General features: G+C 35.7%; 11 protein-coding genes. 4 read left to right on the forward strand and 7 right to left on the reverse strand.

Going from position 1 to position 22,531, the window contains the following annotated elements; translation table 11 throughout:
* Positions 1 to 3,110: KxYKxGKxW signal peptide domain-containing protein (locus RK02_RS04485; RefSeq protein WP_016183071.1), on the forward strand; the 3,110-nt coding region annotated here is incomplete at its 5' end.
* 144 nt (positions 3,111 to 3,254) lie between these two features.
* The gene (locus RK02_RS04490; protein ID WP_016183072.1) at positions 3,255 to 4,409 is read left to right on the forward strand and encodes a GH25 family lysozyme; all 1,155 of its coding nucleotides are present in this window, start codon (positions 3,255 to 3,257) and stop codon (positions 4,407 to 4,409) included.
* A gap of 74 nt (positions 4,410 to 4,483) precedes the next feature.
* Here the strand turns inward: RK02_RS04490 and RK02_RS04495 are convergent, their stop codons facing one another.
* Positions 4,484 to 5,464 carry a tyrosine-type recombinase/integrase gene (locus RK02_RS04495; RefSeq protein WP_016183073.1) on the reverse strand — a complete coding sequence of 327 codons (981 nt, stop codon included), beginning with the start codon at positions 5,462 to 5,464 and terminating at the stop codon, positions 4,484 to 4,486.
* Between the two features lie 158 nt (positions 5,465 to 5,622).
* On the reverse strand, positions 5,623 to 8,805 hold the full coding sequence (locus tag RK02_RS04500; RefSeq protein ID WP_016183074.1) for a KxYKxGKxW signal peptide domain-containing protein: 3,183 nt from the start codon (positions 8,803 to 8,805) through the stop codon (positions 5,623 to 5,625).
* Between the two features lie 271 nt (positions 8,806 to 9,076).
* Between RK02_RS04500 and RK02_RS04505 the strand changes: the two genes are divergently transcribed.
* The gene (locus RK02_RS04505) at positions 9,077 to 11,347 is read left to right on the forward strand and encodes an N-acetylmuramoyl-L-alanine amidase (RefSeq protein ID WP_016183075.1); all 2,271 of its coding nucleotides are present in this window, start codon (positions 9,077 to 9,079) and stop codon (positions 11,345 to 11,347) included.
* Between the two features lie 131 nt (positions 11,348 to 11,478).
* On the opposite strand, the gene RK02_RS04510 is transcribed toward RK02_RS04505, so the two are convergent.
* On the reverse strand, positions 11,479 to 13,014 hold the full coding sequence (locus RK02_RS04510) for a glucosyltransferase domain-containing protein (RefSeq protein WP_016183076.1): 1,536 nt from the start codon (positions 13,012 to 13,014) through the stop codon (positions 11,479 to 11,481).
* 2 nt (positions 13,015 to 13,016) lie between these two features.
* Entirely contained in the window at positions 13,017 to 13,955 is a 939-nt protein-coding gene (locus RK02_RS04515; RefSeq protein WP_016183077.1) for a glycosyltransferase family 2 protein, read from the reverse strand.
* A 290-nt stretch (positions 13,956 to 14,245) separates the two neighbouring features.
* Here RK02_RS04515 and RK02_RS04520 point away from each other — a divergent pair, with 290 nt between their 5' ends.
* A complete protein-coding gene (locus RK02_RS04520) occupies positions 14,246 to 15,604 on the forward strand; it encodes an ISL3 family transposase (RefSeq protein ID WP_016182232.1) in 1,359 nt (452 codons plus the stop codon).
* 293 nt (positions 15,605 to 15,897) lie between these two features.
* Here the strand turns inward: RK02_RS04520 and RK02_RS04525 are convergent, their stop codons facing one another.
* Genes RK02_RS04525 through RK02_RS04535 form a run of 3 tightly spaced genes read right to left on the reverse strand, consistent with a single transcriptional unit; the run spans position 15,898 to position 22,524 of the window.
* The gene (locus tag RK02_RS04525) at positions 15,898 to 18,045 is read right to left on the reverse strand and encodes a glycosyltransferase family 2 protein (protein ID WP_016183078.1); all 2,148 of its coding nucleotides are present in this window, start codon (positions 18,043 to 18,045) and stop codon (positions 15,898 to 15,900) included.
* Between the two features lie 9 nt (positions 18,046 to 18,054).
* Entirely contained in the window at positions 18,055 to 21,318 is a 3,264-nt protein-coding gene (locus RK02_RS04530) for a glycosyltransferase (RefSeq protein ID WP_016183079.1), read from the reverse strand.
* Positions 21,319 to 22,524, reverse strand: coding sequence for an ABC transporter ATP-binding protein (locus tag RK02_RS04535; RefSeq protein ID WP_016183080.1), 1,206 nt, complete (start codon positions 22,522 to 22,524; stop codon positions 21,319 to 21,321).
* Positions 22,525 to 22,531 lie beyond the last annotated feature (7 nt).

Raw genomic sequence — 22,531 nt, forward strand, 5'->3', positions numbered from 1 at the left:
GAAAAGACAACCTTTCTCCAGTAGAAAACGGATCAAAACGTATCTACAAAATGTACAAATCTAAAAAGAACTGGGTTGTTGCACCGGTTGTATTAGTTACATTATTAGGTGCTTTTGCTCCAGCTACTATTTCACTAGGAAATGTTGTAACAGTTGCTGCTGCTGAAGATATGTCTGATGCTCAGAAAGATGCTTTGAATCATTTGGCTGATTTGACTGCTAAAGGAATTGATGTTACTACAGAAGTAAACAACATCAAAACAAATAGTGATTCTGCAACAATTTTAACAAATGTGAAAGCAGCTTTTGTTAAAGCTGTAGAAAACGGTACGGAAGTTAATGGATATGTAGTTAACTTTGATAATGATTTAAAAGCAAAAGAAGATGCTTTAACAAAATTAACTTTATCACCAACTGAAAAAGCAACATATACTTTTACACAAACTATTGCTAAAACAACAGACAAAGATGGTAAAGAAGTAGCTTTTTCAACTGATACTGATTACAAACAAGTTGTAAACAGTATTACAGGTCTTACAGCAGCTGATTATCAGAAATTAACTGATGCATTAGCTGCGTTAGAAAAAGCATACAATTACACAGTTCAAGCAAATCAAAAAGTTTTAGACAACGCTACTGAGTTTGCTAAACAAAATGTTGATTTTGCTACAAAAGTCGCTACTGCTAAATCTACAGTTGCTGCATTAGCAGATTTAACTAACTCACAACGTTTAAAATTTGAATCAGATTTGAAAGAAATTCAAAATGATTATAATAACGCAACAGCTGAAGCACAAAAAATTTCTGTTGTATCATCTTCAAGCAATTTTTATGATCGTGTTGATTCTTTAGTAAATACTACAAAAGGGTATAATAATACAACTTTACAAACTGCTAAAGATGCTAGCACTCAACTTTCAGGAAACACATTGAGCTTAGATGCGTCTGTATATGATTCAATCAAAAAACAATTTAATGATGCAACTACTGTAGCTCAAATTCAATCATTAAATCAACAATATTTTACAGCTGTGATTGATCAAAAAGCGAAACTTGCTGCTACTTGGGGAGCATTATATAAAGATCAGCAAGCTCAAAAAGATGCTTTAGTAACTTATTACAAGGATAAAGTAAAAGCTGCAACTACTCCTACGGCTATGAATCAAGCAGTTACTGATTTTGGAACTAAAGCACTTTTAGACTCTTACACTCCAGCTGTTGGTACACAATTTGATAACTTTAACAATATTAATCCATTAAAAGTTGCTGATTATAAAGAACAGTATAAGCAAACTAAATTCCCAGTTGAAAGTATGCAATTACTTGAAAAGGTAACTGCTGAAAATACTGCGGCTTTAGCACCTGCGAAAACAGATGCTAAAACAGCTATTGATGGTTTAGCAAACTTAACACAAACTCAAAAAGATGATTATAAAAAACAAATCGATGCTGCTACACGGGTATACACTGCTACAGATAATGGTTCAGTTATTAATGTTTTAAATGTTGCTAAAGAAGCGAATGCATCATCTGAGTTAAATACTGCTAAAGAGGCTGCTAAGAAAGCTGTTCAAGGATTACCTGAAAACGCAACAGCTGATGTTTCTGCCATTACTTCTGCAGCGAATGTTACTGCAGTTAAACAAGCAGTTTTATCAGCATTAGAAACTTATAGAACTGGTAAAGTTGCTGCTGCTACATCTGCAGAACAGGCAGTGAAAGATGCTCAAGCTGTTATTGATTTATTAGATTATATTCAAGATAAAGATGCAGCTAAGAAAGAATTAGCTACTAAAACTACTGCAGCTGATGTTTCTACTCTTTTGGAAACATATTTAACCTTAAATAAAACAGAATTTGATGCGGAAAAAGACGCTCAAGCATTAGCTGATGCTAAAGCTGCTGCTCTTAATGAAAAATTGCCTAAATTGACATATCTAACTGAAGAACAAGTTAAAGACTTTACAGCAAAAATTAATGCTGCTAAATCAGCAACTGATGTTGAAAAAGTATTTACTACTGAAGGTACTGGTGCTAATGCAGTAAACGCTACAAATCGCAAGTTCGAGTTAGAAACAAAACCTCAGGCAAAAGCGGATTTTATTACAGATACTAATAATTATTATACTAATTTAACAGCTGAACAAAAAGCGAATGTGGTTGCTCAAATTGAAGCTGCCAAATCACAAGATGATATTGATAAAGCTTTAGATGCTGCTAAAAAATTAAGTGCAGAACAAACTACAGACCTTGGAACTCTTAAGAGCACTTTAAATGAATATGTAAATGATTTATCTAAACTTTCTTCTGACAAGAAAACTGCTTATACGGGATTAATCTCTGCAGCTACTTCATTAGACGAAGCTCGTTCTCTTTACCAACAAGCTGTTGCAGAAAATAATAAACTTGCTGATAAAGCATTAGTAGAAGAGTTACAAAAAGATTTAGATGCTGGTTTATATAACTCTGGTTTATCTGCTACTAAGGGATTGAATGATGAATCATTAAAGGCCGAATGGACGAAGAAATTCCAAGATGCATTAGACTTAGTTGCTGCGAAAGAAAAATTAGTTAAAGCTATTGCTGATTCAGAGTTAACTCCTACTAAGAAAGCTGAACTTACAAAAGAAGCAAATGCTGCTAAATCATTAGATGATGTAAAAGCAGTCCAAGATAAGTTAGATGAGTTAGCCCCTGCAACAGCAGTACAATTATACCGTGCTTACAACCCTAACTCAGGTGAACACTTATACACAGCTGATAAAGCTGAATATGATCACTTAGTATCATTAGGTTGGAAAGGTGAAGGGGATGCTTGGAAAGCAGCTTCTAAAGGTGCTCCAGTATACCGCCTATACAACCCTAACTCAGGTGAACACTTCTACACAATTAGCGAATCAGAATACAATGATGTAGCTAAAGCTGGTTGGAAGAAAGAAGGCGTAGCATTCTACTCTGATGCAAATAAAGGCGTAGAAGTATTCCGTCTATTCAATCCAAATGCAAAAGGTGCAGGTTCTCACCACTATACTACACTAGCTAGCGAACGTGATGACTTAATCAAAGCTGGTTGGAAGTATGAAAATGTTGCATTCTTCGGATTAAAATAATTCGATTAACGACATAACCACATGAAGAGAGCGATTCGTCGCTCTCTTTTTTTGTATTATGAATTTAAAAAATATATTTGTTATTCATTTTCTAATGTACTTATATTATAATTTGGATGATATCAATTTGATTAAGGAGTTTTTATGTTGAAAAAGTTCTATGGTTGTTTTCTATTTCTTTTAGTTTGTTTTTCTATGTTTGTAGGAGTAGATAAAGTTAAAGCAAGTAGCATGTATCGCCTATATAATCCAAATAGTAGTGAGCATTTTTATACCATCAATCATGTCGAAAAATCTATATTAGCAGCAAATGGCTGGAAATATGAAGGTGTTTCTTGGAATACAAGTAATCAAGGACAACCCATCTATCGCGTGTATCACATTCCATCTGGTGAGCATCTATATACAACAAACGGTTATGAAAAAGCTAGTCTAGTAGCAAGTGGTTGGCGTGATGAAGGAATCTTTGGCTATTCTGGCAATGGAAATGCAGTTGCACCAGTTTATCGTTTATATAATCCAAATGCTAGTCAGGTTGCTTCTCATTTATACACGATTAATGGTAATGAACGCTTACAGTTAATTAAAAAAGGCTGGCATGACGAAGGAATTGCATTTTATCAGGAATTGTTTACCCAAATCTTTGATCAAGGGCTACCTCAGCCTTTAATTGTCGATATTTCTGGTTATCAGCATCCAAATTTAATTAATTATGATGCTTTTGCAAATGCGGTGGATGGTGTGATCGTTCGTATTCAACATGGGACGATTGCTCAACAATTTGAAAACGAAGCACAATTAATTACCGGCGAAGATCGTTATTTCCGTACGCATCTTACTGAATTAAAAAAACGAGGGGTTCCTGTAGCTGTGTATGCCTATATTAAAGCTGGATCAGTTGAGGAAATGAAAGCAGAAGCGACCTCTTTTTATCAGTTAGCCAAGGATTATCAACCAAGCTTTTGGTGGGGAGATTTTGAAGAAATGACCATGCCGAATATGCGAGCTGGCGCAGAAGCATTTCGCAGTCAGTTAAAAGCATTAGGCGCAAGAAATGTCGGTGCCTATATTGGTCATCATGTCTATGCCAAAATGAATATAGATGTAGCCAAATTTGATGCGATTTGGATTCCTTATTATGGCTATAATAATGGCTTACTCTCTGGCTATCCCAAAGTTACTCACAATTATCAGCTACATCAATTTACTTCTAATGGGCATCTGCATGGTTATCCAAAAGAATTAGATATGAGTCGATTAAGTAATCCAGCTGATTTTACTCACCTATTTTTATCATAACAAGTAAAAACCGATTTACCATTTTTACGTAAATCGGTTTTTATACTTTACTTGTTTAAAATCATCTAAAACAATCAATTATTGATATATTGGCTAAAACGTTCAATCGTGTCATATTGTCTTTGCTTACTTAAATGAGTATAAATATCCATGGTGGTATGGATATTTTCATGCCCCAATCTTTCTTGCACATCCTTATAATCAGCACCTGCTTCAAATAATAGACTAGCATGCGTATGCCTAAAGCCGTGTAAGCCGATATATTCAAGCTGAGCGGCTTCTTGGTAAATCTTATATCTTTCAGTCACTGCTTGATTAATGGTAAATTGATTTTTCCCATTTGTAAAAAGAAAATTAGCTCGCTCAAAGCCTCTTTTTTGAAGATAAAGTTGTTGTTTTTGTTGCCAATCCTTTAAATAATCAATTGTTTGTTTATCCAATAAAATGATTCGTTGAGATTTTTCCGTTTTAGGTGTTGGCGAAATATAATAACGCTTTGACTTAGTTACCGTTTTATGAATAGAAAGCTCTGTTGTAGTAAAATTCAAATCTTCCCAATTTAACGCCAATAATTCGCCTATCCGACAACCACTATAAGCTAGTAAACGAAACAACATATAATCACGACTCTTTAAATAATCATTTTGCTTGTGTTGTAAAATTGTAGATAAAAATAATTGCAATTCAGCCTTGGTGTAGAATTTTAATCTAGGTTTGTTTTTTTCCTCTTTTTTGACAGGAACAAGAACTTGCATTAGTGGATTTTTCGTAATGATTCCCTTAAACATAGCAAATTGAAAAATTCGCCTTAAATAATTCACAAATAGCGAATAACGCGCATACGAATGAAGATCAACCCATTGATCAATTGTTTTCTGGCAAAGCTCTGTAGAAATACTTTGAATGTGCAATAAACCAAGAGTTGGGCGAAAATACTTTTCTACAATTTCCTCCGTTCTGGCAAAGCTACTTGCTTTGACTCCTAATTGATAGCTTGCTAACCATTCATCAATTACCTCATTAAAAATAATCGCTTCCCGATTTGATTGATTCATAAAAATTGCTCCCTTCTTAATTCATCTATTTCTATCTTAGACCAATTACATCATTCATTCTGCCTATTGAATCTGATTTTTTTATAGATAAATAAGAAAAAGCCAAAAAAAAGAGAGCGACGAATCGCTCTCTTCATGTGGTTATGTCGTTAATCGAATTATTTTAATCCGAAGAATGCAACATTTTCATACTTCCAACCAGCTTTGATTAAGTCATCACGTTCGCTAGCTAGTGTAGTATAGTGGTGAGAACCTGCACCTTTTGCATTTGGATTGAATAGACGGAATACTTCTACGCCTTTATTTGCATCAGAGTAGAATGCTACGCCTTCTTTCTTCCAACCAGCTTTAGCTACATCATTGTATTCTGATTCGCTAATTGTGTAGAAGTGTTCACCTGAGTTAGGGTTGTATAGGCGGTATACTGGAGCACCTTTAGAAGCTGCTTTCCAAGCATTACCTTCACCTTTCCAACCTAATGATACTAAGTGATCATATTCAGCTTTATCAGCTGTGTATAAGTGTTCACCTGAGTTAGGGTTGTAAGCACGGTATAATTGTACTGCTGTTGCAGGAGCTAAAGCTTTCACTTCATCTAAAACTTTATCTACGTCAGCTGTAGAAGTTGCTGCATTAACATTTTTAACAAAGTCATTCGTTTGTTTTTCTGTTAAGTAATCAGCCTTACGAATAGTATCGATTGCTGCAGTTTTAGCATTTTCTAACTTAACTGCGTCAGCAAATTTTTCTGTCCATTCAGCTTTTAATTTTTCATCATTTAATGAAGCAGCTTTAGCAAGACCTTCATTGAACTTACCGTTATCGTATAAAGATTTCAAACTTTTAACCGTCTCAGCATCAGTTGCTTTGTTACTTTGTACCACTGCTTTATTAAAGGCATCTTTAGCAGCTTCTAAAGTAGTAGCAGCATTTACAGCATTATTGTATGCTGTTATTTCATCATTGGTTAAATTAGGTAATTTGGCGATTGCACCAGTATCTGCAGTAGCAGCTTTAGCTTTAAATGTAGCTAAATCAGTTTCTTGTTGTAAATCAAGTGATTGAGCTTGAGCAACTAATGAGTCAACAGTAGCTGAATCACTAGCAGCTAAAATCTTAGCTTGATAATCAGCTTTTTGGGCAGAAGTTAAGTTTTCAAGAGCAAGCACTTTACGTACAGCTTCAGGTTTAGTTACAGTTGCTAATGTTTTAGCTGTTTCATTTGCTTTTTTAGCTTTACCAACAATAGTATCAGCTGTAGCTAAATCTGTAGGTGCACCAATTGCTGCTGTTGTTGTCGCTTTAGCAACCTGAGATTTGAAGTCAGCTTTTTGAGCATCACTTAAATATGATAAACTATCAATGGCTTTATTCGCATCTTCTTGAGCTTTTACTAACGCTGCTTGAGTAATAGCATTTTGGGCGATGTCCACTGTCTTTGTAAAGAATGGTTTTAATCCATCATAGATAGTTGCAACTGTTGCATCGCTTGCATTGACCACGGCTTTTGCTTTTGCTAAATCTGAATCACTTAAACCAAGAGTATCCAATACTGCTAAAGCAATTGGTTTGATATCTTTTACATCATTCTTTCCAAAGGCAGAAGTATTAGAAGTTCCTAGATAAGCATTAGCTTTTTCGGCAAATACTTTGTTTACACCATTTACAGTGGTTTCAGCATTAACAGCACTAATGTATGTTGCTTCATCAGCAGCTTTCCAAGTCTTAATAGCTTCAGTTGCTTTATCTTTAGCAGCTTTTAGTTCAGGATCAACTACAGCTGCTTTAGCATTATCTATAGCAGTTTTCACTCCAGAAACATTTGCTGCATCTTTAATATCTTGTAATGCTTTTTCTAAATCAGCTTTTGGTAAGTTTGCTAAACCTTTCACTTCTGTTTCAGCAGCTGTTTTAGCATCTTCTAACGCTTTAGTATTTGCTGCCACTATTTCATCAACTAATTTCTTCAATTCTAATGGAGATGCTGTTGTAGCTAATCTTTCATATTTTGAAGTATATTCTGCACGAGCTGTTGCATCTAAGTTTGGAGTAGGAGTATCCCCAATGATTGTTGAAACAGTCACCACTGCTTTAGCAGCAGTCATGTTAGCATAACCAGCCCATGTTTCGAAGTCATTGGTTACAGAAGTAACTTTATCAGTTGTATCTGCTTTATTAACTAATCCTTTAAAGTAATCAACAATTGCTTGTTTCTTAGCAAGTGTCTCAGTAGCTGTACCTGTTGTATAGTAAGCACCAAAAGAACCGTAATTTACATTGATGGTTTCATCTAAAGCAGATTGACGTTTGTTTGCTAGTTCATTAGCCACTAACTCATCTTTAATAGCTTTAACAGCATCTAATGTTTTTGCTGCATCTAGCTTATCTGAATATTGTTTTTGTAATTCACTAGATAATCCAGTATATGCAGATAGAGATTTTACTGCAGTAACATCATTTGATAAATTCGTAGCATCTGCTTCTTTAGCGGTAGATAGAGCTGTATCAACTGCATTAATTAAAGTATCTAGCGCATTTTTAGCATTTACATCAGTAGATTTATCAGCTTGAGTATATGTGTTTTGAGCAGCTACAATGCTTGCATCATATGCAGCTTTTTGTGCTTCACTTAGATTTTTCAAGCCATCAACAATAGCGTTTGCTGCCGTAACTTTTGCATCAGCAGAAACATTACCTGTAACATAAGAATCTAATAAAGTTTTTACATCATTATTTGCAGCTTCAACTTTTTTTGAAGCATTTTCTAATGTAGTAAATTGATCAATTAGATTTTTATACAAATCAGTCGTAGAAGAAGTATATCCACCTACAGTAGTTACATAAGTATTTGCTTCAGTAGTAGCAGAAGATTTTAAAGCTCCCAACAATGCATCTTTTTCTGTAGAAGTGACTTTACCAGCAGTTGCAGCATCTTCTACTGCCTTTTTGATATTGTCATAATTACTTACTAATTTTTTAGCAGTGTCGGTAGTAACTAACTTATAAGCATTAAGTACAGCTGTATAAACATCAGCTTGGTTTGTCGCACTTTTAATTGAGTTTTCTTGTGCAGAAACATCAAAACCATAACCTTTTAAAGTATTTAACTTAGATAAAGCATCTTGTTTTGTTGTATCTGTTGCTGCTACAACAGTTGTTTCTTCCGCATTAACCACATTAGTTAAAGCGATTGGAGCTGGAGCTACGGCACCTAATAAAGTTAATAATACAACCGGTGCAACAACCCAGTTCTTTTTAGATTTGTACATTTTGTAGATACGTTTTGATCCGTTTTCTACTGGAGAAAGGTTGTCTTTTCTCACGTTTTTATTGTTTTTCATTTAAAAACCTCCATACTTAGGTAATTTTTGAAAATGTACCAACGACATAGCACACTTATGATTCTAAATCAGTGAATGGAACATGTCAACGTTTTTACCATGAAATCTTCAAAAAAAAACGACATATTTCAAGACAAATCTGCCTAGAAAATGAAGAATTCAGAAAAATTGATTGATTTCATTCAATCCATTGATTTATTTTCTTAACAATTATAAAATGAATCTTGTATTTTTACAATACTTTATTCACATTTTTTAGGGGGAATTATTAATGAAAAAAATCGTCCGACTGTATTTTTATTTAATTGCGTTTGTCCTTTTTCTTACAGTCGGTTCAAATGTTTATGCAGAGGTCTCTAATCAGACAGTACCAAGTGATACTGCCCTATTACCTAAAACAAGTATTAATTTTGACAAGATAGGTAATTTCAAGCCAAATGATGAGTTTGGGGTGCCTACGCTATTTAAGCAATATCTGTTTGTTATGGGACATGGTGCAGGTGATCCTGGCGCTAGAGGGAATGGAACGAATGAAGCAAGCTTTACCCGCAATGAATTGCTACCGTTACTGCAAAAATATGCTAGTCAATTACAGTATAGTAAGATCAACTTCTATGATCCTAGTCATGATATGTACCAAGATAGCTGTGACGAATTAGGTGCTTATACTATTCCTAATTATGAATCAGTCACTGAATTCCATTTAGATGCTTCAACTAATACTAATGCAAGTGGTGGTCATGTAATTGTCCATCCAACCCAGGTAACCAATGCAAATAAAACCATTGCCCAAATTGTCAATAAATATGTTGGGTTAAATCCTAGTTATGCTGGAAATTATGGTTTGAGCTTGCGTAGCGATTTACTCAATCTAAATGTTTTAAATCATCGTGGGATTGCCTATCGTTTAGTGGAACTTGGTTTTATTACCAATACACTAGATGTAACCCACTTACGTCAAAACCTAGATTTTGTTGCTAGGGATATGGTGGAACGAATTACCGGTGAGCGAATTACACCAGATGTACAAGTAAGTAGTATTGATTATTTTGCTGCCATGGACGATCAAATGAAAATTAAAGGTTGGTTTGAAAGCTCTCAAGCAACTACTACAGGTTATCCTTATCTTTATGCTTTAGATGCAAATGAACATGAGCTTGCTCGTTTCCCACTAACTCTAACGCATCGTGCGGATGTGGCTAGTGCTTATCCAAATATTGCCAATGCTGGGAATAGTGGTTTTGAGCTAACGACCAATCTACCTAACAGTCTGCGTGGAAAGATGGTTTACTTTAAAGCAGGGAAAGCAGCTAGTGCAAATGGAGATAATCTACTCTACCAAGTTCACTTCACTAAAGGCTATCAAATTGATGGTAATGTACGTACCGGCAATATTGACAGTTTTAAAAATCAACGGAATGATGTCCAAGTAAGTGGTTGGTTCTTTGATTCAACCCTAAGTAAGCAAGGTCTTCCTTATCTTTCAGTCTTTGATGAAAATAATCAAGAAGTCACACGGATGCCACTAGCTTTACTTCCACGTGCTGATGTAGGAATAGCTTATCGTTCTTGGTCAACAAGCTTACTATCTGGATTTAATACTAGTTTTAAACTCGCAGATTCGTTACGTGGGAAAAAGGTCCGGTTAGTCGCGCGTAATTTAGCACAAGCAAATAGCCAAACGGCAATCTTTGATGTTGCCTTTAATCAATGGTATACCATTCAATCAATTATCGACAGTGCTTCACTTGATCGCTTTGAGCTAAATGGTGAACAATTAACCGTTAATGGTTGGCAATTTTATGAAAAAGCCCCAAGTACAAGTTATCGTTGGTTAATCCTTAGCGATGTACAAAGTGGTAAGGAATTACGGAGAATCAATTACCAAGCAACCGGTCGACAAGATGTAGCAGCTAACTTAGGGAATGATGCTTGGTACTCAGGCTTTAACCAAACAGTTCCAGTAACTGATGAACTACGTGGTCATAGTATAAAAGTGACTGCAATGTTAACCAGTGATGCACAAGGTAGTCAAATTCTTTCACAGAAGAGCTTTAATCAAACTGTATCGGTACCAGCATTGGAACCTACTGAGCCTGTAACACCAGTACAACCAGCTGAACCAAATGTTGCTAGCCAATCCTTATATCGAGTCTATAATCCAAATTCTGCCGAGCATTTATATACTGCCAAACAAGATGAAGCGAAAAAACTAATCAGTTTAGGTTGGAAGGATGAAAAAATCGCTTGGTACATTCCTTCAGTTGGTAATCCAGTCTATCGCTTATATAATCCTAATTCTGGCGAGCACTTCTATACCTTACAATTAGCTGAATACGAAGCTGTCGCTAAATCAGGTTGGAAAAAAGAAGGCATTGCCTTTTACTCTGATGCCAACCAATCTACACCAATTTATCGTGTCTTTAATCCAAATGCGAAGGGCGCTGGCTCCCACCATTATACCCCTAGCGCAAGTGAACGCGATCAATTGATTCAATTAGGTTGGAAAGATGAGAAAATCGCCTTTTATGGTGCAAAATAATCATTAAAAAAATAGACGTTTCACCTCTTAAAGAAACTTTCTTTAAGATTGAAACGTCTATTTTATGTTTGAAGTAGCCAAGAGGATAAATAAGCTACCTATTCTCCACTGTTTTTTTCTTCTTTATACTTTTATTTCTTCATGCGAACATAGATTTCCTTGTTTAGTAAGTACATATCATAATAATGATTTTGGGCAACCAATTGGGCGGTTGGATTTTGTTGAACAAAAGTATTGAAATCTACTGGCTTAGTGTCTAAATACACGTCAATTTGGGTATAGTGGTTGAACCAAAATTGGTTTGGCCAATACATACTAGAAATGCTTGGTACAATTTTATCTAGAATCGGATAATTACGTTTCGCATTTTCCAAAATAGTTGGTGATGCGAATAAATGATCTACATGCAAGACATTTTGCTCAGGTGTAACTACATTTTTCAAATCAGCTACTAAATTTTGACTTTGGAATTCAAAGGCTGATTTTTGTGCTGAGAGCATGCTTGCATAGCCAAATCCAAAGGCTAGTTGGTAATACATGAAAACTACCAAGAAGCTTTGAATGACGTATCGACTAATCTTTTTATCAGTAAGTTGTTGTGCAGATAATATCCCGACTAAAGCCGCGAATACCCATACGCCAAAACCACCGTAACGACCAACTGTTTTAACTAATGGATGAGCAAAAACTAATAGTACACCGTAACTTAAGATAGCGCCAACCACCAGATAGCTCGTAGCAAAAGCTAAGGTGAATAAATAGTTCAATTTCGTATTTATCAGGCTATACCAGGCAAAAACAACAATCAATATTCCCAACATTAAAAGCCAAATTTTAGCAGAATCCGTCGTAATCGTCTCATAATAAGCTTGAATATTTTGTATGATTGTTTGTGGCATTTTACCTATCGAGGCAATTTGTACCGTCTCACCTCGATTACTTAGATTTGGATTAAATTTGGTTTCTATTAGGTATATCCCCATACCTAGGATAAAACCTAGCGCACTAATAAGCAACTTATGCATAACCTTAACTAGCTTACGCCCATCAAGAATTTCTTTATAAGCAAGGGTTAGCGCAACAATGATGAATACCCCTGAGGAAGATTGATACGTATTGCATAGCATAAATACTGAAAGAATTGACGCTATGAATAGTTGCCATTTAGGTTTATTCCACCAATAAAAAGCCGTAAAGCCAAATAAGATACTTAATGCCATAAATGGACCATCAAAGCGAAAACTCAAACATTCTAAAAACCAAGGATTAATCCCGATCAATACAGAAATAATCGCTGCTCCCCAAGGAATTTTTTCTTTATAAACATAAGATAAAGCAAGACTACTAGTCAAAGTTAAGATTAAACTAGATAAAATAAACAAAGTAATGCCTTGATCAGTTAAATGTCGACTACCTTGGAAGATCCATGAAAAAATTTCACTGCCCCACCTTGAATAATGTGCGCCAAAATTAGGTACGCCAGACATTTGACGCGTAATATCATCAATATATGGAAAGTTTACTAAACCAATATTCACTAAAACCGCTAAGTATAAAATTAAAATTGTCATTATTTGAGGACTATTTAAAACTATCCATTCTTTCATTGAATAGACTGGTTGTTGCTCAATTTCATTGACTTTATGATGTTGTCTTTGTAAATTCATTATTAATCCCTTCTAGTTTTTTCTGTTTCTTGAACAATATATATCGGCCTCTTTTTCGTCTCTAAGAAGATTTTACCGATATACTTACCAATAATTCCAATACATAATAGCTGCAAGCCACCCATAAATAAAATAATCGTAACCAATGATGGCCAGCCACTTGTTGGATCTTTAAAAATTAAGGTTTTAATAATGATAAAAATCATGGCTAATCCTGCACCAATGCAAGAAAAAGCGCCAATAAATGAAGCAATATTGAGTGGTGTTTCTGAAAAATTAATGATTCCATCAATTGAATATTTAAATAGCTTCCAAAATGACCATGATGTTTCCCCTGCAACGCGTTCACGATTTTCAAAACTGATATACTTCGTTTTATAACCTACCCAACTAAATAGGCCTTTTGAAAAGCGATTATATTCACTTAATTCAAGTATTGCATCAACCATTTGTCTAGTCATTAAACGGTAATCTCTAGCACCATCAACCATTTCAACTTCACCGATTCGATTGACAATGCGATAAAACATTTTCGCAAAAAAGCTACGAATAGGTGGTTCACCCTCACGAGTCGTTCGTCTAGTCCCTACACAATCGTAACCTTCTAGTTCAATTGCCTGAATCATTTCTGGTAATAATTCTGGTGGGTCCTGCAAATCAGCATCCATTACCGTAATTAAATCACCTTGAGCTGCTTTTAAACCTGCATATAAAGCGGCCTCTTTACCAAAATTTCTTGAAAAGGAAAGATAGCGGACATTAGAATGTTTTTTCGCTAAATTTCGTAATTGGATTAAAGTTTTATCCTTTGATCCATCATTTACAAAAATGTATTCAAAATCCATGGCTAATTGTTGATGAACCTTTTCTGCTGCATTATAAAAAAGTTCAACCGTTTCTTCTTCATTGTAACAAGGTACAATAATCGATAAAAGTGACATTTTCATTTTTTCCTTTCAATCAATAACTTTAGACTTAGTTATATTTGTATCAACATATGTATCAATGGTTGGTACATATATATTGTACATTTGTACATACACACAGTCTTAACTGTAACGGAACTTCATTCATTCGTCAAGGCAACTTTACTTTAATGGTTCTATGATATTTAGTGTTGTTACTCAAATTGAGGATAACGCTGAATATCTTTTTTTGTTTGAAACAATAGAAAAAGACATCTGTTTCCTCTATAATTAAGTCGACCAAAACCATTAAGGAGTGAAACATGATGTCTTTCTTACATAATATCAAAAAAACTTGTGCAAGTACAACGAATCTTATCAAAAATATCCTAAATATTAAGGATAAACATATTACTTTTCCTGCTTATGCTTACGCATTTTCTGACGAGAAGGTCCATGGCGTGTTTTCTAAAGTCTTTTCTGGTTTGCTTTCCTACCCTGAAAATCCCCATTGTTGTTCTTCTTGTGGAAAGTCAGGTACGGTTATTAAGCATACGCCTAAAGCTAGTTTGATTCAAATGATTCCTTATCAAAATGTGCCGACCTACCTGCGTTTATACAAGCAACGTTATCGTTGTAAAGCGTGCGGACAAACGTTTTCCGCTACGACAAACATCGTTGATGAACGTTGCTATCTTTCAAATGCATTGAAATTCGCTATCCTACATGATTTGAAGCAAAAATGTGCAATGACGGATATCGCCAAGCGCTATTTTGTCTCGCCTAAATCAGTTGAACGAATCTTAAAGTCTTACTCTTATGAGCTAAATCCTTACCATATGCAACTACCAGAATGCCTGCTCATTGATGAATTCAAAGGAACGAGCGATTGTAACGGGAAAATGTGCTTTATTTTAAGTGATGGACAATCCGGGAAAATCATTGATATTTTAGACGATCGCAGAAATTTCGTAATTAAAGACTTTTTTCTACGTTTTAGTTTGGAAAGTCGAAATCGTGTCAAATATGTGGTCATGGATATGAATGCCGCTTATCCTTATGTCATTAAAGAAGTATTGCCCAATGCATCAATTGTCATTGATCGTTTCCATATTATCCAACAACTCACTCGAGCGTTGAATAAAAAAAGAATTCAAGTGATGAAAGCATTGCGCTATAAAAATCAACGTGCTTACAATAAATTCAAACGCTATTGGAAGTTGCTTTTAATGCCTGAAGATCACTTAAACTTTGAGAAATATGTACAATATCCCTTATTCGATCGAAGATATGTGACACAGACTGAGGTGGTGGATACGTTACTTAGTTTTGATGATGCATTCAGACAGTGTTACCAGATTTATCAAGAGCTACTTGCTTGTTTTCATCAAAAGCAGCTAGACGAATTCTTCCATATTCTTCACACGCTACCTGAAGACTTAGATATAGCCTTTAAAAAATCGCTGAAATATTTAATCAAACATACACACGCTATAAAAAATGCGATACAATCCCCTTACTCCAACGGAAAATTAGAAGGGAAAAACAATTTAATCAAGGTCTTTCAGCGAGTGGCTTTTGGATTTAGAAACTTTAGTAATATGCGAAGAAGAATCTTTTTATACGAAGAAAATTGGCATACAAAACAACCAACTAAAAGAAATTGTGGGGAGAAATCCGCCTAAATCTCTTTCTCAATCAGACTGCTATTGTAACAGGCGAGCTTTCGCTTGTGCAAGGGCTTTGCAAGTGACCGATCTTCGTCTCGGTCACCCTTGCACGCTTAGCTGCCTGTTTGACAAAAAGCATCGATTGAAAAAGAAAATAAAAACAGGAGAGAAAGTCATCGAAAAAATAACTTCCTCTCCCATCGACTTAATTGCCAACAACACTAGTTGACAAAGAACCACTTTAATTCAAAAAAGAAAAAGCTTATTCTAAATAACAGTAACGAAATTTAGAATAAGCTTGAACTATTTTATTTTTCATCAGCTAGTCGAATGCCAAAATGTCCACCCACACGTGAAAGATTTGGATTATAGTAAGGATCGTTTTCGATATATTTACCCCAACGCGCTTCCATAAACTGTGTTTCTTCATCAAAACGTTTCTTCTTTTCAGGGGTATTTTCATATCCTCTGGTTTGTGATTCGTAATGATATAATTCTACTCCATGTAACCAGACATTATCATGGCCAGCCGTGTATTCACGCAGACACAAATCAACGTCATTAAAGGCAACGGTTAATTCTTCTTCAAATCCACCTAATTGATCAAAGTCAGCTTTTCTAATCATACAGCAAGCTGCCGTTACTGCTAAGTAATTGACATTAATTTCCAATTTACCAAAATAACCAAAATCACCTTTTGGATAGGTATGGTGACAATGCCCGGCTGCTCCACCCAGACCGACTACCACGCCAGCATGCTGAATGGTTTGGTTAGGATAATAAAGCTTGGCTCCCACCACACCAATACGTTCAAACTGCGCAAAGGAAACCATCTTGGTAATCCAACCTTCAGTAATCACTTCTGTATCATTGTTTAGGAATAATAGATATTTTCCTTTCGCCTTTTTAGCAGCTAAATTATTGATTCGTGAATAGTTAAAAGGAATATCAATGACTTCGACTACAAAACGTTCACCAAGTTGTTCCTTGAATTTTTGATAAAGCTTAGGCATGCGTTCATCAGTACTGCCGTTATCAGCGACAATAATTTCGTAATTACGATAAGTTGTTTTAGCCACAATTGAGTTTAAACAGCGCAACATATCATCATAGCCATCACGAGTTGGAATAATGATACTCACCAAGTCTTCGCTCAATACCTCATATTCCACATCATATAAGCCATTACCAGCCGCATGACGGGCAGTACCCTTAATATTACGACGAACTAAAGCCTCTTGGACTGCTTTTAAACCAGCTTCAAAGGCATAACCCTTCGTTGATTGGTCTGCAGCCGTAGAGGTTGGCAAAATTCGCCAGTAATATAAAATCTTAGGGATATGATGGATACGATTGGCGGTCGTTTTTTCTGTAAAGCGTAAAACTAAATCATAATCTTGCGAGCCTTCAAAGCCAGCTCGAAAACCGCCAATTTCATTCATAATGGAACGACGATAAACGCCTAAGTGCGAAATATAATTGGTACCTAGCAATAAATCATATGACCAATCTGGTTTAAACGCTGGATCAAAACGATTGCCCTGCATATCAATTTTATCTTCATCACTATAAATCAAATCTAATTCAGGATTTTCATTTAGTGCCTTCACCACTTCGTAAAAAGCAATCGGCGCTAATTCATCATCATTATCTAATAAGGCAACAAATTCACCAGTAGCAATTTCTAAGGCTGAATTCGTTGCTTTAGAAATATGACCATTTTCTTTACGAAACACTACCTTAATGCGTTCATCGCTTTGTGCATATTTTTCTAAAATTGGGCGTACATTTGGATCAGTTGAGCAGTCATCTGCCATACACAACTCCCAATTTGGATAATACTGATTTTTGACAGAATCGATACATTTTTCAAGCCACACCCGATCGACATTATAAACAGGCATCAAAATAGAAATTTTTGGTTGATAGTTAAACTGGCTAATTTCAGCTTTAATCGCCTCAATATCCCAATTTTCATTTTGTTGAATCCATAGTTGATAGTCCTGAACACTCTTACCGGGTGCTTGATCCATTTTGACACGACGTAGCGTACTCATCAAACCATTACGACGCAAATAGCCTAAACCACGCTTAAAGCGATTTAGCTTTTGCACCCAAGCACTCTCGGTTCCCGGTACTAATGGTAGCTTCCCATCAATGACTACTTCTTTTTTACAAACGCAATTTTGCCCCTCAAATACTAATTGAATTGGACCAGTTGCTTTTCCGTATAAATCAATTTGAAAGCCTGCAGAGACATTAGAGGCTAGCTTGTGTAAAGCATTCACATCACCACGGTAAACATAAGAGATTTGGACATTACCAGGAAAACCTTCAACATGAATAGAGGGAACAGTTTTACTTTCTTCATCTAATGCCCAACCATTAATCACAATGCTACCATTGGAACCATTTCGCAAGATATTATCAATATAAACGGTATATTTATCAGCCATAATCTTCTCCTAAACTAATTTATTTGGATTTTGATAGGTATCCACAAGCAGGTCAGCTGTATAAGCTGCGGCCATTTGTCCATAAGCCTTCTTATCTATTTGACGAGAAATATTGACTTGTTCAACCAATGTCGCATACGGTGTAAAGATTACCTTTTTACCTAATTGTTGCATACGAATACTTAGGTCCACCCCTCTTAGCTGAGATTGTAAGGCTAAATTAAAGCCATTTAATTGCAGATAATCTGTCTTACTAATCATCAAACAATCTTCAGTAGCGGTATAAAGTTCACGTGGTAAAACAATTCTAAAATAATAACCTAATGTTTTATTCGATACTCCAGCTTGCTCATAGATTAAGCTTTGCTGTTCATTATCTAAAACAACCCCCGCATTCATGACAAAATCATCTTTATTGACAATTTTGCCCGTTACCAAGCCAACCTCTGGCATCAGCATAAAATTAGCCATTTCTTCTAGCCAATGTGATTCTTGTGGAAGTAAGCTTGGATGAATAAAGATTAAATATTCCCCACTTGCCTGTTGAACTAACTCTTCAAGGCTATTTCCTCCAGCTAGAACGACTCGGGCATTTTTAAAATCAGTAATATTTGCTGGTAAGACTAATTCACAATTAGAATAATTCGTCTTTTCTAATAGTTCTTTCGCCCAATTAGCATTGACTAATTCCGGCATTAGTGGAATCAAGCTAATTTTCACTTTATCCCCATGCTCATAATCCACTTTATAAGCACCGTAATTTTTAGTCATCGTAACATTGCCACGGATTCCTTCACGCTTTAGCGTATCGATTAACGCATTCTTTCCAGCAATATAGGCATATTCTTTAGTTTGTGGATCTAACGCCGTCGAGGTTTCGACCGTTCGCCAATGATATAAAATCTTTGGAATATGGTGAATCTTATGTGCTGCTTGCGTTGCACGTAAAACAAAATCATAATCCTGACTACCATTGTATTCTTTTCTTAGACCACCTACTTGATTTAAGACTAATTCCCTCTTCACAACAACAAAGTGAGTGATATAGTTATGGCCCATCAATAAGGTTTGATTCCATTCTGGTTTAAAGAATGGATCAAAACGTTTGCCTCTAGTGGTAATCTTATCTTCATCAGTATAAATAAAATCGATGGATTGATCCAGATTTAAAGCTTTTACGACCTCGTATAAGGCATGTGGTGCTAATTCATCATCATTATCCATAAAACCGATATATTCTCCTGTCGCAATCCCTAAAGCGGAGTTCGTTGCTTCAGAAATATGGCCGTTTTCTTCACGGAATACCACCTTAATTCGTTCATCTTCTGCCATCATGCTTTCTAATAATGGACGAATGTAAGTCTGCGTAGACGCATCATCGGCAATACATAGCTCCCAATTTGAGTAAAACTGGTTTTTTAATGAATCTACACAAACCCGTAACCATTTTTCTTCAACATTATACACCGGAACAGCAATCGAAATCTTAGGTTGATACTTAAATTGCGCAATTTCAGCTTGGATTTGCTCCAAATTAAACTGCTCATTTTCTTCAATCCAGCGCTCATATTGATCTTGATTTTCTTTACGGGCTTTGATGTGCTTAAGCGTCCCTTTAATGCCTAAATGACGAACCATCCCTAAAACATAGCGTACTCGTTTATATAGAGAGGCATTGGATAAATTATGACGATTCACTAAAACGGGGATTCGTTCCCCATTGATTGTTTGAATGGTTAAATGTAAACAATCCGCTTGCTCAAACTGTTCGATTTCCATAATAAAGCCATACTTTTGTTTGGCTGGTAAATCAAACGCATCGTTAACATCCTTACGATATAGTGGGGTTACCTTATAAAAACAACCTTCATCATAACGTAATTGATAACTTAATGGCTCCAAGTCATTTTTAGAAAAGCCCCAGCCCTTGATAATCGTCGTATGCAGCTCAGCATCCACTTCAACTGACTCAATTGTTAACTGAACCAATCTTTCTTGTAGCTTTTGATGACTGCGACTGAAAAATAGGCTTTCAAGCCATTGTTCATATTTGCGATGTCTTTGCCATGCTTTTTGCTGAATAACCTGATTATATCTAGCTGACATAAAGTCATATCGAGCCTGCACCTCTTTTTCAAAAGCTGTCTGCGCTTCTTCTAGGCGCATTTTTTCTAAACGATGTCGCTTAAAGTCATTAAGCACAATATGCTCTAATTCAGTAAAACGACCATCAAATAAATAAATTAATTCAATCTCAACCGTTTTACCAGCAACATCGTGACCATTTAGTACAAAAAAGTTTTCCTTTTCGTTACCTGAGAAAAGATACATGCCATCCTTACGCCAAAGTGCACGACTTTCAAAATGACGAAAGACCTTGCCATCTACCCACACCTTGAATTGAACAATACCATCACCAGCTAAAGGCTGAATATAGAGATTTAATAAGTCACTAGGTAGCTGTAATGAATACTTACGATTTTCTCCAGTTCGATTGTTCAACGGATAAGTTTGTGGTTGTACTCCTTGGGCTGTTTCAATAAATAAGGTTACCGTTTTAACAAAATTTGAATTTTCAGGTCGCAAAATGACTGGATTGGCAACCGGTGCTTTAGTTAAAGCAAAGAAATATTGATAAACCTCACCAAATTCACGTTGTTTAAATTCATGCTGCACACGCAAGGATAAATCCTCGTAGTGTGAGGCAATTTCATTTTGACCCACCTGCGAATAGGTAAAATCTTCAATCGCTACATTTAAGCCCACTCGTCTAAATAGCTCCATAAAGCCTTGTTCAGTAAAGAAACTATGGTGAGTAGCATCTAATAAGCCGTAGCGATTCCAATTTAATCGATTGTTAAATAAATCAATTAATACTGAATTATGCGCAATATTTGGGAAAGTAATCAATACTTGACCGTTTGGCTTTAAAAATGGAACGACCGCTTTTAAGACCTGTTCTGGATTGGTTAGATGCTCCAAAACATCGGCAAAAACGATTGCATCATAAAGTTGTCCTTTAAATCGCTCCACCCAATGATAATCTTCGATGTTGCCATAAACACCATCTTTGGCAAATTGCATCACATAATCAAAAAGCTCTTTATCAAACTCAACAATAGAAACCTCACATTGCTTTTCGTTGATAAGATATTGTGTCATGCGACCATTACCAGGACCAAATTCTAAAACTTGACTATTTGGCTTAATCTGCTTCACAATTTTACCAATGCTCGTATGCTCATCTAAAGAAAGTTCAAAATCATATTTCATCTAAATCGAATCCTTCCATTCATGATCCAAGACAACAATTCCTTCACCTACATATTTGCCCGTAATAAACATCGTTACATATTTAGTCTTATAGACAAAAGGAACTGTCGCGTTTTCTTCAAAGAAAGCCACATCAAAATAGTACTCCCCGCTAAGCAAGGCCATTTTCGGATATTTTAAGTAGAAAGTATTTTTACCTAATTTCCATGGAATTGGGGTCTTATCTAGTAAGGTATTCAAGCCACAGACATAGTGATTTTGGACGGTTCGAATAGCAATACCTAAAACTGGATTTTTCGGTGAATCATCTTTTACTGTATATTCAACTTTCACATATACCGGTGAATTTTGTTCGACAATATCAATTGGCTGCATTGCTTCATCAAGTAACACAGCAGAATCCACCGTGACAATTTCAGGGGCACTATGTTCTTCAACCACACTTTTTTCACGGTCAATTGTTTTCAAGGATTTACGTTTTAGGAAGTTTTCGTATTCTTCAGTCACTTCCATCGTTTCTCCTTCATTTTCAACAACCCCATTTTTTAACCAATAAACGCGGTCACAAAAACGACGAACAGCATTCACATCGTGTGAAACGAAAAGAATCGTTTTACCAGCATTGCGAAACTCTGTAAACTTCTCCATACATTTTAATTGAAATTCCAAATCACCAACCGCTAAAGCTTCATCGACAATTAAAATTTCTGGATCAACATTAATCGCCACTGCAAAAGCTAAACGGACAAACATTCCACTAGAATATGTTTTTACCGGTTGATATAAATGATCGCCAATATCCGCAAAATTAATGATGTCATCAACCATTTCGTCCACTTGCTCTTTGGTAAAACCTAAAACCATCCCATTTAGATAGATATTATCAAAACCTGAGTACTCAGGATTAAAACCAGAGCCCAATTCTAATAACGCAGCGATGTTCCCATTGATTTTCATCTCACCACTTGTTGGGGTTAATACACCTGTGATGATTTTTAATAATGTCGATTTTCCTGAACCATTCTCACCGATAAAGCCAATCATTTCACCTTTCTTAACATGAATATTCACATCATTTAGCGCATAAAAGGTTTCGTGAAATGAGCGGCGCCGTAAGTCTAGCGCTTCTTTCAAACGATCAGTTGGCTTTGCATACATCGCATAAGTCTTGGTAATATTTTTTAATTCAATTGCATAATCTGTCATTGATTTT

Origin of the sequence: Enterococcus columbae DSM 7374 = ATCC 51263 (assembly GCF_000406925.1) — a bacterium.
Classification (GTDB): domain Bacteria; phylum Bacillota; class Bacilli; order Lactobacillales; family Enterococcaceae; genus Enterococcus_E; species Enterococcus_E columbae.